The sequence below is a fragment of the Enterobacter sp. ZOR0014 genome (genome assembly GCF_000798855.1).
In the GTDB taxonomy this organism is placed as follows: Bacteria; Pseudomonadota; Gammaproteobacteria; order Enterobacterales; family Enterobacteriaceae; genus Enterobacter; species Enterobacter kobei.
This window is the reverse complement of sequence record NZ_JTLF01000183.1, coordinates 1-15252: the sequence shown is the minus strand read 5'-3', so window position 1 is coordinate 15252 and position 15252 is coordinate 1. Positions and strand designations below refer to the sequence as shown.

10 protein-coding genes and 1 pseudogene are annotated in these 15252 nt (G+C 57.0%); 8 read left to right on the top strand and 3 right to left on the bottom strand.

Going from position 1 to position 15252, the window contains the following annotated elements:
- Both L977_RS09750 and L977_RS09745 read left to right on the top strand, forming a co-directional pair.
- The coding region (locus L977_RS09750) for a molybdopterin dinucleotide binding domain-containing protein (RefSeq protein ID WP_047625657.1) at nt 1-945 on the top strand (945 nt) is incomplete at its 5' end.
- Between the two features lie 148 nt (nt 946-1093).
- On the top strand, nt 1094-2500 hold the full coding sequence (locus L977_RS09745) for a YchO/YchP family invasin (protein ID WP_047625656.1): 1407 nt from the start codon (nt 1094-1096) through the stop codon (nt 2498-2500).
- A gap of 3 nt (nt 2501-2503) precedes the next feature.
- Here the strand turns inward: L977_RS09745 and narL are convergent, their stop codons facing one another.
- Both narL and narX read right to left on the bottom strand, forming a co-directional pair.
- A complete protein-coding gene (narL, locus tag L977_RS09740) occupies nt 2504-3154 on the bottom strand; it encodes a two-component system response regulator NarL (protein WP_008499531.1) in 651 nt (216 codons plus the stop codon).
- Nucleotides 3147-4943, bottom strand: coding sequence for a nitrate/nitrite two-component system sensor histidine kinase NarX (gene narX / locus L977_RS09735; RefSeq protein ID WP_014884178.1), 1797 nt, complete (start codon nt 4941-4943; stop codon nt 3147-3149). Before narX ends, narL begins: the two co-directional genes overlap by 8 nt.
- 309 nt (nt 4944-5252) lie before the next feature.
- On the opposite strand from narX, the gene L977_RS09730 reads away from it, so the two are divergent.
- The 5 genes from L977_RS09730 (at nt 5253) to narI (ending at nt 13689) form a co-directional block, all read left to right on the top strand.
- Nucleotides 5253-6650: a NarK family nitrate/nitrite MFS transporter gene (locus L977_RS09730; protein WP_014884177.1), complete on the top strand. Its 1398-nt coding sequence runs from the start codon at nt 5253-5255 to the stop codon at nt 6648-6650.
- Between the two features lie 379 nt (nt 6651-7029).
- The gene (locus L977_RS09725) at nt 7030-10773 is read left to right on the top strand and encodes a nitrate reductase subunit alpha (RefSeq protein ID WP_047625655.1); all 3744 of its coding nucleotides are present in this window, start codon (nt 7030-7032) and stop codon (nt 10771-10773) included.
- Nucleotides 10770-12305 (top strand): nitrate reductase subunit beta, encoded by a 1536-nt coding sequence (gene narH / locus L977_RS09720; RefSeq protein ID WP_023330580.1) that lies wholly within the window; start codon nt 10770-10772, stop codon nt 12303-12305. Before L977_RS09725 ends, narH begins: the two co-directional genes overlap by 4 nt.
- A complete protein-coding gene (gene narJ, locus L977_RS09715) occupies nt 12302-13012 on the top strand; it encodes a nitrate reductase molybdenum cofactor assembly chaperone (RefSeq protein WP_047625654.1) in 711 nt (236 codons plus the stop codon). The genes narH and narJ overlap by 4 nt, the downstream gene beginning before the upstream one ends.
- Nucleotides 13012-13689 carry a respiratory nitrate reductase subunit gamma gene (gene narI, locus L977_RS09710; protein WP_023330579.1) on the top strand — a complete coding sequence of 226 codons (678 nt, stop codon included), beginning with the start codon at nt 13012-13014 and terminating at the stop codon, nt 13687-13689. The genes narJ and narI overlap by 1 nt, the downstream gene beginning before the upstream one ends.
- Here the strand turns inward: narI and L977_RS09705 are convergent.
- Nucleotides 13686-14581 (bottom strand): annotated as a pseudogene (locus tag L977_RS09705) (DMT family transporter). The gene narI and the pseudogene L977_RS09705 sit on opposite strands and share 4 nt — an antisense overlap.
- A gap of 108 nt (nt 14582-14689) precedes the next feature.
- Between L977_RS09705 and L977_RS09700 the strand changes: the two are divergent.
- On the top strand, nt 14690-15133 hold the full coding sequence (locus L977_RS09700) for an Lrp/AsnC family transcriptional regulator (RefSeq protein ID WP_032636269.1): 444 nt from the start codon (nt 14690-14692) through the stop codon (nt 15131-15133).
- Nucleotides 15134-15252: the final 119 nt, after the last annotated feature.

Here is a 15252-nt window from a genome sequence, read left to right as displayed (position 1 = left end):
GAACATGGGGATTTTCCGCGTCGAAACCTGGTGCCGGTCGATCCGGTCCAGCACGGTGCGGCGGTCAGCACGCTGTACCCGGTGATCCTCAATACCGGACGCATCCGCGATCAATGGCACACCATGACCCGGACGGGGTATGTGTCCCGGCTGATGCAGCATATCGCGGAGCCGTTTGTTGAGGTCTGCGCCAGCGATGCCGTGCGGTTCTCGTTGTGTGATGGCCAGCTGGCGCGGATCAGTTCACCGCGCGGCGTGATGGTCGCCAGAGTGCGAGTCAACCGCGGCATCCGGCAAGGCGAGGCGTTTGCCCCGATGCACTGGAACGCCGTGTTTGCCCGTCAGGGAAAGGTGAATGCGCTGGTGGAAGGGCGCTGCGATCCGGCGTCGGGCCAGCCGGAGAGCAAACAAACCGCCGTTCGGATCATGCCCTGGCTGCCCGCCTGGCAAGGGGTGCTCTATACCCACGAACAGCCGGCGTTACCATCCTGGGTTCACTGGTGGCGTAAAGCCTCGCATCTGACGGTATCAGGAGATAAACCGTTTCTTTCGTGGGTCATGAACTACGCCAGCAGCCGGGGCTGGCAGTTACAGGTTGCTCAAACCGGCGAACGCAGTAGCGTGCTGGCCTGGCATGAAGGTCAGCTGATGCTCGGCTTCTGGGAAGGCACCGCGTTACCGGAGCTGGTACACCCGATCATTAACGCTGCTTTTCGCTCGCCCCCCACGACGCCTGCAGAGCGTCATGCGCTACTGAACGGGCAGGGTGTGGAGGAGACGGTGGATCCGGGACGCATTATCTGTAGCTGCTTCAGCGTCGGAGAAAATGCGATTCGGGAGGCGATAGCCGGAGGGTGCGAAAGCGTCGCCGCGCTGGGGGCAACGTTACGGTGCGGCACGAACTGTGGCTCCTGCGTTTCGGAGTTGAAAGGACTGTTTAGATGATGGTGTAAGGGCGTCGGGTGGCGTAGCCGCCACCCGACAATCAGTTTCAGGATAATCCTGAAATTTCCGCCAGAACTGCATTTCCAGGCTTATCGCGTTAACATAATAAGAGTTTATCCATAAACACAGGTTCTTTTTTACGACGTTGATGGTTGTATCGTCCCGCATTCGTTTTCTGCTCTTACTCCCCCTTCTTACGGCCGGAGCCGTTCACAGTGCGCCGCGTTCCTTTATCCAGCAGGCACAAAATCCCTTTGATAATAACGGGGATAATCTGCCCGACCTGGGTATGGCTGCTCCCTCAGGGGAAGGGGAAAAGCACCTGGCCGAAATGGCGAAAGCCTTTGGTGAAGCCAGTATGACCGACAACGGCCTGACAACGGGCGAGCAGGCGCGTCAGTTTGCCTTTGGTCAGGTGCGCGACGCGGTGAGCGGCGAAGTGAACCAGCAGATTGAGTCCTGGCTGTCGCCCTGGGGGAACGCCAGCGTCAATTTACTGGTGGATAACGAGGGCAAATTTAACGGCAGCAGCGGGAGCTGGTTTATCCCCTGGAACGATAACAACCGTTACCTGAGCTGGAGCCAGCTTGGCCTGACGCAGCAGACGGATGGCCTGGTCAGTAACGCCGGAATCGGCCAGCGCTGGGTCGCCGGAAAATGGCTGCTGGGCTATAACACCTTCTACGATAATCTGCTGGACGAAAACCTGCAGCGTGCCGGACTGGGCGCCGAGGTGTGGGGGGAGAATCTGCGCCTGTCAGCGAACTATTACCAGCCGTTTGCCGGATGGCGCGACAGATCTGATGTTCAGGAACAGCGAATGGCGCGGGGATATGATGTTACCGCCAAAGCCTGGCTGCCGTGGTTTCATCACCTGAACACCAGCGTCAGCGTCGAGCAGTATTTTGGCGACAACGTTGATCTCTTCAACAGCGGAACCGGCTATCACAACCCGGTGGCGGTCAATCTTGGGCTTAACTATACCCCGGTTCCGCTGGTCACGTTGACCGCCGCGCATAAGCAGGGTGAAAGCGGCGAAAGCCAGAATAACCTCGGCCTGAAGCTTAACTACCGCTTTGGCGTGCCGCTGGTAAAGCAACTCTCCGCCAGTGAAGTTGCGGCCACGCGTTCTCTGCGTGGCAGCCGCTATGATTCCCCCGAGCGCAACAGCCTTCCGATTATGGAGTTCCGCCAGCGTAAAACGCTGTCCGTCTGGCTGGCAACGCCGCCGTGGGATCTGAAAGGGGGTGAAACCGTCATGCTGAAGCTACAGATTCGTAGCACGCACGGCATCCGTCAGATCCACTGGCAGGGCGATACCCAGGCACTGAGCCTGACGTCGCCCGGGAAGGGTAACAGCAGCGACGGCTGGAGCGTGATTATGCCTGCCTGGAATGAGGCAGAAGGCGCGACAAACCGCTGGCATCTTTCGGCGGTAGTGGAAGATGAGAAGGGCCAGCGCGTCTCGTCCAATGAGATCACGCTTGCGGTGGTGCAGCCGCTGATCGCTATACCTGACGACGACCCGCGCTGGAAGCTGCTGCCGGATGAGTAATCCTTAAAAAATGCGTTCCTGATGTACCCACACGGCGGCCTCAACGCGGGATTTTAACTTCATTTTCTTCAGCATATGCTTCACATGCACTTTGACCGTGCTTTCGGTGATATCCAGACGGCGGGCGATCATTTTATTCGGCAGCCCCTGGGCGATTAGTTTGAGAATATCGCGTTCGCGCGGTGTTAACTGGCTGACGTCACGGTCAGACGTGGCGCGGTTGGCCCGCAGGCTGGCGGCCAGCACCGGCGTCAGGGCTTCACTCAGCACCATCTCGCCGGCCGCAGCCTGCTGCAGTGCTTTAAGCAGATCTTCCGGCTCCATATCTTTCAGCAGATAACCATCCGCGCCGCGCTTCAGCGCCGTGACCACATCTTCTTCATGGTTCGAGACGCTAAAGACGACGATGCGTCCGGAAAGCGATTTTTCCCGCAGCTTGTCGAGGGTCTCCAGGCCGTTCATGCCGGGCATGTTCAGATCGAGCAGGATCAGATCGGGATCGAGGGACTCGGCGAGCTCAATGCCCTGTTCCCCGTTGCTGGCTTCGCCAACCACGGTAATATCGGGTGCCATGCTGACCAGCTGTTTTACGCCAGTACGCAGCATCGGATGGTCGTCGATCAACAGGATGGATGCCGGTTCCTGATTAGTCATGGGTTTCTCCTTGAGAAGTTGTAAGCGGTTTTTCGGGAATAAAGGTGACCACGACTTCCGTGCCACCCGTCTCTCTCCGGCGAACCTGACAATCACCGCGCAGGCTTTGGGCGCGGTCTCGCATAATGATTAAACCATAGTGGTTCGTGCGCTCGGCATTTTCCGGCACGCCGCGGCCGTTGTCGTGAACCGTGAGTCTGACCTGGTTAGCGTGCTGGCTGACGGTGACCGTGACCGCCGTTGCTTCCGCGTGTTTAAGCACGTTGCTGAGTGCTTCACGGGCGATCTGCAGTAGATGAATGGCCTGATGTGACGGGACAAACCGCGGCGGTAGCTGGTAATCCAGCTTCACCGGGAACCCCAGCCGGGCGCTAAACTCCTGACAGCTGGCTTCCAGCGCCGGACGCAGGCCCGGCTCGGTCAGCTGCAGGCGGAAGGTGGTCAGCAGCTCACGCAGCTGTACCCAGGACGTATTCAGCTCGTTGCGTATCTGGCTGAGCAGCTGTTTATTACTGTCCGGCATCTGCGCATCCTGCATCTGCAGGCAGCTTACCTGCATTTTCATACAGGAGAGCGATTGGGCGATTGAGTCATGCAGCTCGCGGGCGATGGTGGCGCGTTCTTCCATAACGATCAGCTGCTGCTGTTTTTCCTGATGCCTGTCGAGCGCCAGCGTGGCCGTTAGCTGTTCAACCAGCGTATCAACCAGCTGTTGCTGATCGTGGCTCAGGTGACGCCCGGCGGGCAGGGTCGCCAGCAGAATACCGTACTGGGTATGGCTGTCCGTTAGTCGCCATTTCAGCGTCGTGCCGCCAGTGGTCGACGGCGGCAGGCCGCGAGGGCATAAATGACAGCCTTTATCATCACAGGACATGTCGGACTGACAGGTAAACTCCTGATGATTATCTTCATCTTCCACGTCGTAAACGCGCAGTTCCAGGTCATGCAGCAGGGTCAGATTTTGCAGGCCATTCAGCACCGGGGAGAGGCGTTCACAGAGCGGCACCTGCATGTGCAGCCGGCGGTTGGCCTGCCACAGGAAAGAGAGAATTTCGTTTTTCTGCTCCAGCCCCGCCGTTTTTTCCTGTACGCGCTGCTCAAGCACCGCGTAGCTTTCGGACAGCTCTGCCGACATGGTGTTGAGCGCCTGGCCGAGCATCGCCATTTCGTTGCGTCCGCTGATGTGCGTGCGCTGGGTAAAATCCCGGGCGGTTACCGCCCGGGCCATGGCCAGCAGCTGTTTCCACGGATTCAGCAGCCGCGCGCGGAGCCAGATAATGGTGAAGATCAGCAGCAGGCCCATAAACAGCGCCATGGCACGGTGTACCATCACCACCCGGTCGATGCGTAATTCAGTGGTTTGGTCAAAAGAGGAGACCAGGGCATCAATGCGTGAGACAAAACCCGCCACGTCCTGCGCGACCGTCTCCGGGCTTTGCGCCTGTTTCAGTCCGGGTTCCAGTTGGGTGTGCCAGTAGCCCTGAAGGGCTTTAAGCTGGGATTGCTGACCGGCGCGGATGGCTGCATTTTCCAGTTCAGGGCTGAAAGCCGTGCGCTCCATTTCATCAATGAGAGGCTGGTCGTCCTGCGTCAGAGGCACCGACGCCAGCAGACGGTAACTCTGCATGCGTAGTGAGCCTGCCTCATTGATGGCATGCGCATTACCCTGTACCCCTTGTACCAGCCAGCCGGAAATCGCCATGCCGGTCACGCCGAGTGCGGTGGACAGCAAAACGATCAGGGCTAACTGATTGACGAGTGTCAGCGGTGATAAACATCTTTTTAACATAGAGTTGCCGGGCTCCTGACGTGGCCTGCTTGCAGGAATGGCGCTATTCTGGTGCATACCCTGGAGTATACCCATACCTATAAATGATTACTCCTAAATTGCCAGTGGAGTATGCATCTGAGGGTAGGGGGAGCAGGGACGCGTCAGCGCCGTGAAAAACAACGTCTTTTTGACCTGATTTGCCTACTCACTAAGGATAAGACCTTTTTTCGTGCCGCAAATCCTCGCACTTTTCCTTTGATTTATATCAACTTACCGCCGCCCTAAAACCCTAATGTTTGCAGCATCATTCGAGAATCAGAGGTGTCTATGAGTCACTCATCCGCTCCCGAAAGGGAAAATGGTGCCGTTATTACAGACTGGCGTCCAGAGGATCCGGCGTTCTGGCAACAGCGCGGCCATCGTGTAGCAAGCCGGAATCTGTGGATTTCCGTTCCGTGTCTGTTATTAGCGTTTTGCGTATGGATGTTGTTTAGTGCAGTGGCGGTAAATCTGCCAAAAGTTGGGTTTACGTTCACAACCGATCAGCTGTTTATGCTGACCGCGTTGCCGTCACTGTCTGGCGCGCTGCTGCGCGTTCCTTACGCCTTTATGGTGCCGGTCTTTGGTGGCCGTCGCTGGACGGCATTCAGTACCGGGATCATGATCGTGCCTTGCGTGTGGCTCGGCTTCGCGGTGCAGGATACGTCCACGCCGTTTAGCGTGTTCGTGATCATCTCCCTGCTGTGCGGTTTTGCGGGTGCGAACTTCGCCTCCAGTATGGCGAACATCAGCTTCTTCTTCCCGAAAGCGAAACAGGGTGGCGCGCTGGGCATTAACGGTGGTCTGGGCAACATGGGCGTGAGCGTGATGCAGCTGATCGCGCCGCTGGCGATCTCGGTGTCCATTTTTGCTGCCTTTGGTGGCGGTGGCGTTGAACAGGCGGATGGTTCTTCCCTCTATCTGCAGAACGCCGCCTGGATTTGGGTGCCGTTCCTGGTGGTCTTCACCCTGGCAGCGTGGTTCTTTATGAACGATCTGTCTGCGTCAAAGGCGTCACTGAGTGAACAGCTGCCGGTGCTGAAACGTGGACACCTTTGGGTGATGGCGCTGCTGTATCTGGCCACCTTCGGGTCGTTTATCGGTTTCTCTGCCGGTTTCGCCATGCTGTCGAAAACCCAGTTCCCGGACGTGCAGATCCTGCAATTCGCCTTCTTTGGTCCATTTATTGGCGCGCTGGCTCGCTCACTGGGCGGCATGGTTTCTGACCGTCTGGGCGGTACCCGCGTGACGCTGGTGAACTTTGTCGTGATGGCGGTCTTCTGTGCGTTGCTGTTCCTGACGCTGCCAGCGGACGGACAGGGCGGAAACTTCATCGCCTTCTTCGGCGTGTTTATGGTGCTGTTCCTGACGGCCGGTTTGGGGAGTGCGTCCACCTTCCAGATGATCTCCGTGATCTTCCGTAAGCTGACGATGGATCGCGTGAAAGCGCAGGGTGGAAGCGAAGAGCAGGCGATGCGTGAAGCGGCGACGGATACCGCTGCTGCGCTGGGCTTTATCTCTGCCATCGGTGCCATTGGCGGCTTCTTTATCCCGAAAGCGTTCGGTATTTCGCTTGACCTGACCGGTTCCCCGGCGGGTGCGATGAAAGTGTTCCTTGTGTTCTATATCGCCTGCGTTGTGATTACGTGGCTGGTATATGGCCGTAATACCAAGAAAAATAAGTAAGTGTGATTATCCGTTTGCGCGGCCTTGGGGCCGCGTTTTTTTTGATCTGTAAGTAGTTACAACATACTGGTGGGTTTGCACAGAAGCGCGCCGGTAACACTGTGATCGCCGTCGCCTTGCAGGGAGGTCTACCCCTTAATACCTGAGATGTTAAATTTTGCCGTGGTTATTGTACGATGAAATGAAAATATCATTAAAAATCATATTATTATGATTTTTTAAAATCTACCGCTTTGGTGGTATTTGGCCTAACCCCACCCCTGAAAGTCCCTCGTCGCCTTGATCGTTATCAATTCTCCTCCTCTTTCAGAGCGTTACCTTCGCTGCAAATCAGCAATGTCGATTTAGAGAGCCACAGGCTCCACACAGGAGATACCCGATGAGCAAATTTTTGGACCGGTTTCGCTACTTCAAACAGAAGGGTGAAACTTTTGCCGATGGGCACGGCCAGGTTCTGGATACCAACCGGGACTGGGAAGACGGTTACCGTCAACGCTGGCAGCATGACAAAGTTGTCCGTTCTACCCACGGCGTAAACTGCACTGGCTCATGTAGCTGGAAGATTTTCGTTAAAAACGGTCTGGTGACCTGGGAAATGCAGCAGACCGACTATCCGCGCACCCGCCCGGATATGCCGAACCACGAACCGCGCGGCTGCCCGCGTGGCGCCAGCTACTCCTGGTATCTCTATAGCGCTAACCGTCTGAAATACCCGCTGATGCGTAAGCGTCTGATGAAAATGTGGCGTGAAGCGAAAGTGCAGCACAGCGATCCGGTTGATGCCTGGGCGTCCATCATCGAAGATGCGGATAAAGCGAAAAGCTTTAAGCAGGCTCGCGGCCGCGGTGGCTTTGTTCGTTCCTCCTGGAAAGAGGTAAACGAGCTGATTGCCGCCTCTAACGTCTACACTGTCAAAACCTACGGCCCTGACCGCGTGGCAGGCTTCTCGCCGATCCCGGCGATGTCGATGGTCTCTTACGCCTCCGGCGCGCGCTATCTGTCACTGATCGGCGGGACCTGCCTGAGCTTCTACGACTGGTACTGCGACCTGCCGCCTGCGTCTCCACAGACCTGGGGCGAGCAAACCGACGTGCCGGAATCTGCTGACTGGTACAACTCAAGCTACCTCATCGCCTGGGGCTCTAACGTTCCGCAGACCCGTACCCCGGACGCGCACTTCTTTACCGAAGTCCGCTACAAAGGGACCAAAACCGTTGCGATCACCCCGGACTACGCGGAAATTGCCAAACTGTGTGACCTGTGGCTGGCACCGAAACAGGGTACCGACGCCGCGATGGCGATGGCGATGGGCCACGTTATGCTGCGCGAATTCCACCTCGATAAACCAAGTCAGTATTTCACCGCCTATGTACGTCGCTACACCGACATGCCGATGCTGGTGATGCTGGAAGAGCGTGATGGTTACTACGCCGCTGGCCGTACGCTGCGCGCCGCCGATCTGGTGGACGCGCTGGGCCAGGAAAATAACCCTGAATGGAAAACCGTTGCGTATAACAGCAACGGCGAGCTGGTGGCACCTAACGGCTCTATCGGCTTCCGCTGGGGTGAGAAGGGCAAGTGGAACCTCGAACAGCGTAACGGTACCACCGGTGAAGAGACGGAACTGCGTCTCAGCATGCTGGGCAGCCAGGACGAGATCGCCGAGGTCGGCTTCCCGTACTTTGGAGGCGAAGGATCAGAGCACTTCAACAAGGTTGAACTGAAAAATGTTCTGATGCATAAACTGCCGGTTAAACGCCTGCAGTTGGCTGATGGCTCAACGGTGCTCGTCACTACCGTTTACGATTTGACCATGGCGAACTACGGTCTGGAACGGGGTCTGAATGATGAAAACTGCGCAACCAGCTATGACGATGTAAAAGCCTACACCCCGGCATGGGCGGAGCAGATCACCGGCGTTCCTCGCGCACAGATTACCCGTATCGCCCGCGAATTTGCAGAAAACGCGGATAAGACGCACGGTCGCTCAATGATCATCGTCGGCGCGGGTCTGAACCACTGGTATCACCTCGATATGAACTATCGTGGCCTGATCAACATGCTGATCTTCTGCGGCTGTGTCGGTCAGAGCGGCGGCGGTTGGGCCCACTACGTAGGCCAGGAAAAATTGCGTCCGCAGACCGGCTGGCAGCCGCTGGCGTTTGCCCTTGACTGGCAGCGTCCTGCACGTCACATGAACAGTACCTCATACTTCTATAACCACTCCAGCCAGTGGCGCTACGAGACGGTTACCGCTCAGGAATTGCTGTCGCCAATGGCGGATAAATCCCGCTACAGCGGCCACCTGATTGACTTCAACGTCCGCGCTGAGCGCATGGGCTGGCTGCCGTCTGCGCCGCAGCTGGGGACTAACCCGCTGCGCATCGCGGAAGAGGCGAAAAAAGCGGGAATGTCACCGGTGGATTACACCGTTAAGTCCCTGAAAGACGGCTCAATCCGTTTCGCGGCTGAACAGCCTGAGAACGGCAAAAACCATCCGCGTAACCTGTTCATCTGGCGCTCCAACCTGCTGGGCTCGTCCGGTAAAGGTCACGAGTACATGCTGAAATACCTGCTCGGTACCGAGAACGGTATCCAGGGGAAAGATCTCGGCAAGCAGGGCGGCGTGAAGCCGGAAGAGGTGGAATGGAAAGACAACGGTCTGGACGGCAAGCTGGATCTGGTGGTGACCCTCGACTTCCGTCTGTCCAGTACCTGCCTGTATTCCGATATCGTGCTGCCAACCGCGACCTGGTACGAAAAAGACGACATGAATACCTCGGATATGCATCCGTTTATTCATCCACTGTCTGCCGCGGTTGACCCGGCGTGGGAGTCGAAAAGCGACTGGGATATCTACAAAGATATCGCGAAGAAATTCTCTGAAGTGTGCGTCGGGCATCTGGGCAAAGAGACCGACGTGGTGACGCTGCCAATCCAGCACGACTCTGCGGCCGAGCTGGCGCAGCCGCTGGACGTCAAAGACTGGAAAAAAGGCGAATGTGACCTGATCCCGGGCGTGACCGCGCCGCACATCATTCCGGTGGAGCGTGATTACCCGGCGACGTACGAGCGATTTACCTCTATCGGTCCGCTGATGGAGAAAATCGGTAACGGCGGGAAAGGGATTGCCTGGAATACCCAGAGCGAAATGGATCTGCTGCGTAAGCTCAATTACACCAAAGCGGACGGCCCGGCGAAAGGCCAGCCAATGCTGAACACGGCGATTGATGCCGCAGAGATGATCCTGACCCTGGCGCCGGAAACAAACGGCCACGTGGCAGTGAAGGCGTGGGCAGCGCTGAGCGAGTTTACCGGTCGTGACCACACGCATCTGGCAACGAATAAAGAGGAAGAGAAAATCCGCTTCCGCGATATTCAGGCCCAGCCGCGCAAGATTATCTCCAGCCCGACCTGGTCAGGACTTGAAGATGAGCATGTCTCCTATAACGCCGGTTACACCAACGTTCACGAGCTGATCCCATGGCGCACGCTGTCCGGTCGTCAGTCCCTGTATCAGGATCACCAGTGGATGCGTGACTTCGGTGAAAGCCTGCTGGTGTACCGTCCGCCAATCGACACCCGCTCCGTAACCGCAGTTATGGGCGCGAAATCCAACGGTAACCCTGAAAAGGCGCTGAACTTCCTGACGCCGCACCAGAAGTGGGGGATCCACTCGACCTATAGCGACAACCTGCTGATGCTGACGCTTTCGCGCGGCGGTCCGATTGTCTGGATGAGCGAGACGGATGCCAAAGATCTGGGTATTGAAGATAACGACTGGATCGAGGTGTTTAACAGCAACGGCGCCCTGACGGCGCGTGCGGTGGTGAGCCAGCGCGTACCGGCCGGGATGACCATGATGTACCACGCGCAGGAACGTATCGTTAACCTGCCGGGGTCAGAAATCACCGAACAGCGCGGCGGGATCCACAACTCCGTGACCCGTATTACGCCGAAGCCGACCCATATGATCGGGGGCTATGCGCAGCTGGCCTACGGCTTTAACTACTACGGCACCGTAGGATCGAACCGCGATGAGTTCGTGGTGGTACGTAAGATGAAGAATATTAACTGGTTAGACGGCGAAGGTAATGACCAGGTACAGGAGAGCGTAAAATGAAAATTCGTTCACAAGTCGGCATGGTGCTGAATCTGGATAAATGCATCGGCTGTCATACCTGCTCGGTCACCTGTAAAAACGTCTGGACCAGCCGTGAAGGTATGGAGTACGCCTGGTTCAACAACGTGGAAAGCAAGCCGGGTACCGGCTTCCCGACCGACTGGGAAAACCAGGAGAAGTGGAAGGGCGGTTGGATCCGTAAAATCAACGGCAAGCTGCAGCCGCGCATGGGTAACCGCGCGATGCTTCTGGGAAAAATCTTCGCTAACCCGCATCTGCCGGGCATTGAGGATTACTACGAGCCGTTTGACTATGACTACCAGAACCTGCACAACGCGCCAGAAAGCAAACACCAGCCGATCGCGCGTCCTCGCTCGCTGATCACTGGCAAGCGCATGGACAAAATTACCAGCGGTCCAAACTGGGAGGAGATTCTGGGCGGCGAGTTCGAAAAACGCGCCAAAGACCAGAACTTCGAGAACATGCAGAAGGCGATGTACGGCCAGTTCGAAAACACCTTCATGATGTATCTGCCGCGCCTTTGCGAGCACTGCCTGAACCCGGCATGCGTGGCGACCTGCCCAAGCGGCGCCATCTACAAGCGTGAAGAGGACGGCATCGTCCTGATCGACCAGGACAAATGCCGCGGCTGGCGTATGTGCATCACCGGCTGCCCGTACAAAAAAATCTACTTTAACTGGAAGAGCGGGAAATCAGAGAAGTGCATCTTCTGCTACCCGCGTATCGAAGCAGGTCAGCCAACCGTCTGCTCCGAAAGCTGCGTAGGCCGTATCCGCTACCTCGGCGTGCTGCTGTATGACGCAGACGCGATTGAAAATGCCGCGAGTACCGAGAACGAGAAAGATCTGTATCAGCGTCAGCTGGACGTGTTCCTTGACCCGAACGATCCGAAAGTCATTGAGCAGGCGCTTAAGGACGGTATTCCACAAAGCGTTATCGACGCGGCGCAGCAGTCGCCGGTGTATAAAATGGCGATGGACTGGAAGCTGGCTCTGCCGCTTCATCCGGAATACCGCACGCTGCCGATGGTCTGGTACGTGCCGCCGCTGTCGCCAATCCAGTCTGCTGCCGATGCAGGCGAGCTGGGCAGCAACGGCATTCTGCCGGACGTCGAGAGCCTGCGTATCCCGGTTCAGTATCTGGCAAACCTGCTGACCGCAGGGGATACCCAGCCGGTACTGCTGGCGCTGAAACGTATGCTGGCGATGCGTCACTTTAAGCGTGCGGAAACCGTTGATGGCGTTAACGATACCCGCGCGCTGGACGAGGTCGGTCTGACTGAAGCACAGGCCCAGGAGATGTACCGCTACCTGGCAATTGCCAACTATGAAGACCGTTTTGTGGTGCCGAGCAGCCACCGTGAACTGGCTCGCGAGGCCTTCCCGGAGAAAAATGGCTGTGGCTTTAGTTTTGGCGACGGTTGCCATGGGTCAGACAGCAAATTCAACCTGTTTAACAGCCGCCGCATCGACGCCATGGATGTGACCAGCAAAACGGAGCCGCACCAATGATTGAACTCGTCATTGTTTCGCGTCTGCTCGAGTATCCGGATGCTGCGCTTGCGCAGCATCAGCAGGAGCTTTTTGATGCACTCGCGTCATCTGAAAACCTGGATAAAGATGATGCCCAGACGCTGGGCGTTTTCCTCCGCGACCTGTTAGCGCGCGATCTGCTCGACGCGCAGGCGGACTACAGCCAGCTGTTTGACCGTGGCCGTGCAACGTCGTTACTGCTGTTCGAACACGTTCATGGTGAATCCCGCGACCGGGGTCAGGCGATGGTGGACCTGATGGCTCAGTACGAGCAGCACGGCCTGATGCTCGACAGCCGCGAGCTGCCGGACCATCTGCCGCTGTACCTGGAGTATCTGGCTCAACTGCCGAAAGACGAGGCGCTTGGCGGTCTGCAGGACATCGCGCCGATCCTGGCGTTGCTCAGCGCGCGTCTTCAGCAGCGTGAGAGCCGCTATGCGGTGCTGTTCGACCTGCTGATGAAGCTGGCAAACGCCGCAGTCGACAGTGAAAAAGTGGCGGAGAAAATCGCGGATGAAGCCCGCGATGATACCCCGCAAGCGCTGGATGCGGTCTGGGAGGAAGAGCAGGTGAAATTCTTTGCTGACCAGAGCTGCGGCGAGTCTGAAATCTCCGCTCACCAGCGTCGTTTTGCCGGGGCGGTCGCTCCGCAATATTTGGATATCTCTAACGGAGGACGGCACTAATGCACTTCCTGAATATGTTCTTCTTTGACATTTACCCGTATATAGCGGGCACCGTGTTCCTGGTGGGAAGCTGGCTGCGTTATGACTACGGCCAGTACACCTGGCGTGCTGCCTCCAGCCAGATGCTGGATCGTAAGGGGATGCACGTCGCGTCTAACCTGTTTCATATCGGGATCCTCGGGATTTTTGCCGGGCACTTCCTCGGGATGCTGACCCCGCACTGGATGTACGAAGCGTGGCTGCCGATTGAGGTGAAGCAGAAGATGGCGATGATCGCGGGCGGTGCCTGCGGCGTGATGACCCTCGTCGGGGGCCTGCTGTTGCTGAAACGTCGTCTGTTCAGCCCGCGTGTGCGGGCAACGACCACCGCGGCGGACATCCTGATCCTTTCCCTGCTGGTGGTGCAATGCGCGCTGGGTCTGCTGACCATTCCGTTCTCGGCGCAACATATGGACGGCAGTGAAATGATGAAGCTGGTCGGCTGGGCGCAGTCCGTGGTGACTTTCCACGGTGGCGCGTCCGAACACCTGGATGGCGTGGCGTTTATCTTCCGCGTTCACCTGGTGCTGGGGATGACGCTGTTTGTGCTGTTCCCGTTCTCCCGTCTGGTACACATCTGGAGCGCGCCGGTGGAGTACCTGACGCGCAAGTATCAGATTGTGCGTGCCCGTCGCTAATTCACCGTTTTAATACCAACCCCGCACTCGCGGGGTTTTTTTCGCCCCAGCCCAGGTTGTTGCCCGCCGCGGCAAACAGGATTAACGCGCCACCCGCCAGCTGCGTCAGGTTCAATGCGTGTCCGAACACCAGATTATCTACAATAATTGCCACCACCGGATAGATAAACGACAGGGAGCCGGTCACCGGCGTTGGCAGTTTCTGGATCGCGCTATACAGCAGTTGATACATAATACCGGTATGGACGATGCCCAGCGTCAGCAAGATCGGCCAGGGAAAATCACCGGAGAGCGACGGCTGGCTGGCAAAAGGCAGCAGCATCACCATGCCGGTCAGCACCTGGATAAAAGCGATATGCTGTGGGGCGATTGTTTTGAGTTTGCGCGCAATGATTGCCGTCAGCGCATAAAAGAAGGCCGCGGCCATGGCCAGACCAACCCCTGCGAGCCATTTACTGTTATGGGCTCCGGTCAGCTCACTGGAGAGCAATATCACCACTCCGCCAAAGGCGAGGAACAGCCAGCCCCATTTTACCAGGCTGACGCGCTCACCTAAAAACATCCCCATCAATACCAGCATAAACGGCTGGGTGTTATATACCACGGTAGACAGGCCAATAGAGATACGTTCGTAAGCGGCGAAAAGCAGTAGCCAGTTCACAACTAATGCCACACCCCCGAGAATCGCCAGCATCAGCGTGGTGCGGGTGAGGGGACTAAAGGGCTTTTGACTGACCCGGATAAAAATAAAAAGTGTTATGGCCCCAATAAGACAGCGCCAGAAGACCACTTCCTTGACGGGCAGACCGGAGAGTAAAACAAACGCACCGATAGAGCCGGAAATTAACATCGCCAGGCTCATTTGCCAGACGCCTTTATGGAAATCACGCATTATCCACCTCCTGATTTAATGACCTTATTGTCGAAAATCGCTGTCGGGTTTTACAGGGGTGATATAAGGCGAAAGAGAGTGATGACTTTTTAAAATGAGGCAAAATCGATGGAAAACCTTCTCGATGAGATCGACAGACACATATTAACCTGCCTGGTTGAAGATGCGCGCATGTCGCTGAAGGTGCTCAGTGGCCGTATCGGTTTGACCTCACCCAGCACGGCAGAACGGCTGAAAAGGCTGGAAGAACGCGGTGTGATTCAGGGATATCGTGCGCGGGTGAATCTGGCGGCGTTGGGATATACGCTGCAGGCGCTGGTGCGCGTGCGGCCGCTGCCTGGGTTGCTGCATAAAGTGGATAAGTACATTCAGGCGATGCCTGAGTGTATTGAGAGCGACAAAGTGACCGGGGAAGATTGCTTCGTGATCAGGCTGGTGGTGCGCTCGATAGAGCAACTGGATGTGTTGCTGGACGGGCTGGCGGAGCATGCGCAGTGTAATACGTCGATAGTGAAGAGTTCGCCGGTGAAGCGACGATTGCCACCGATGTAGCTGCCTGTCGCCGGGTGGCGGCTGCGCCTTACCCGGCCTACAACGGCGGATTCGGTTTTTTATGTTGGGGAATGATGGTGGTGGGGGAAGGATTCGAACCTTCGAAGTCGATGACGGCA

What these genes read in the sequence shown, in the direction of transcription:
- L977_RS09745 (WP_047625656.1), top strand. Translation starts at nt 1,094, where the DNA reads ATGGTTGTATCGTCCCGCATTCGTTTTCTGCTCTTACTCCCCCTTCTT.
- narL (WP_008499531.1), bottom strand. Translation starts at nt 3,154, where the DNA reads ATGACTAATCAGGAACCGGCATCCATCCTGTTGATCGACGACCATCCG.
- narX (WP_014884178.1), bottom strand. Translation starts at nt 4,943, where the DNA reads ATGTTAAAAAGATGTTTATCACCGCTGACACTCGTCAATCAGTTAGCC.
- L977_RS09730 (WP_014884177.1), top strand. Translation starts at nt 5,253, where the DNA reads ATGAGTCACTCATCCGCTCCCGAAAGGGAAAATGGTGCCGTTATTACA.
- L977_RS09725 (WP_047625655.1), top strand. Translation starts at nt 7,030, where the DNA reads ATGAGCAAATTTTTGGACCGGTTTCGCTACTTCAAACAGAAGGGTGAA.
- narH (WP_023330580.1), top strand. Translation starts at nt 10,770, where the DNA reads ATGAAAATTCGTTCACAAGTCGGCATGGTGCTGAATCTGGATAAATGC.
- narJ (WP_047625654.1), top strand. Translation starts at nt 12,302, where the DNA reads ATGATTGAACTCGTCATTGTTTCGCGTCTGCTCGAGTATCCGGATGCT.
- narI (WP_023330579.1), top strand. Translation starts at nt 13,012, where the DNA reads ATGCACTTCCTGAATATGTTCTTCTTTGACATTTACCCGTATATAGCG.
- L977_RS09700 (WP_032636269.1), top strand. Translation starts at nt 14,690, where the DNA reads ATGGAAAACCTTCTCGATGAGATCGACAGACACATATTAACCTGCCTG.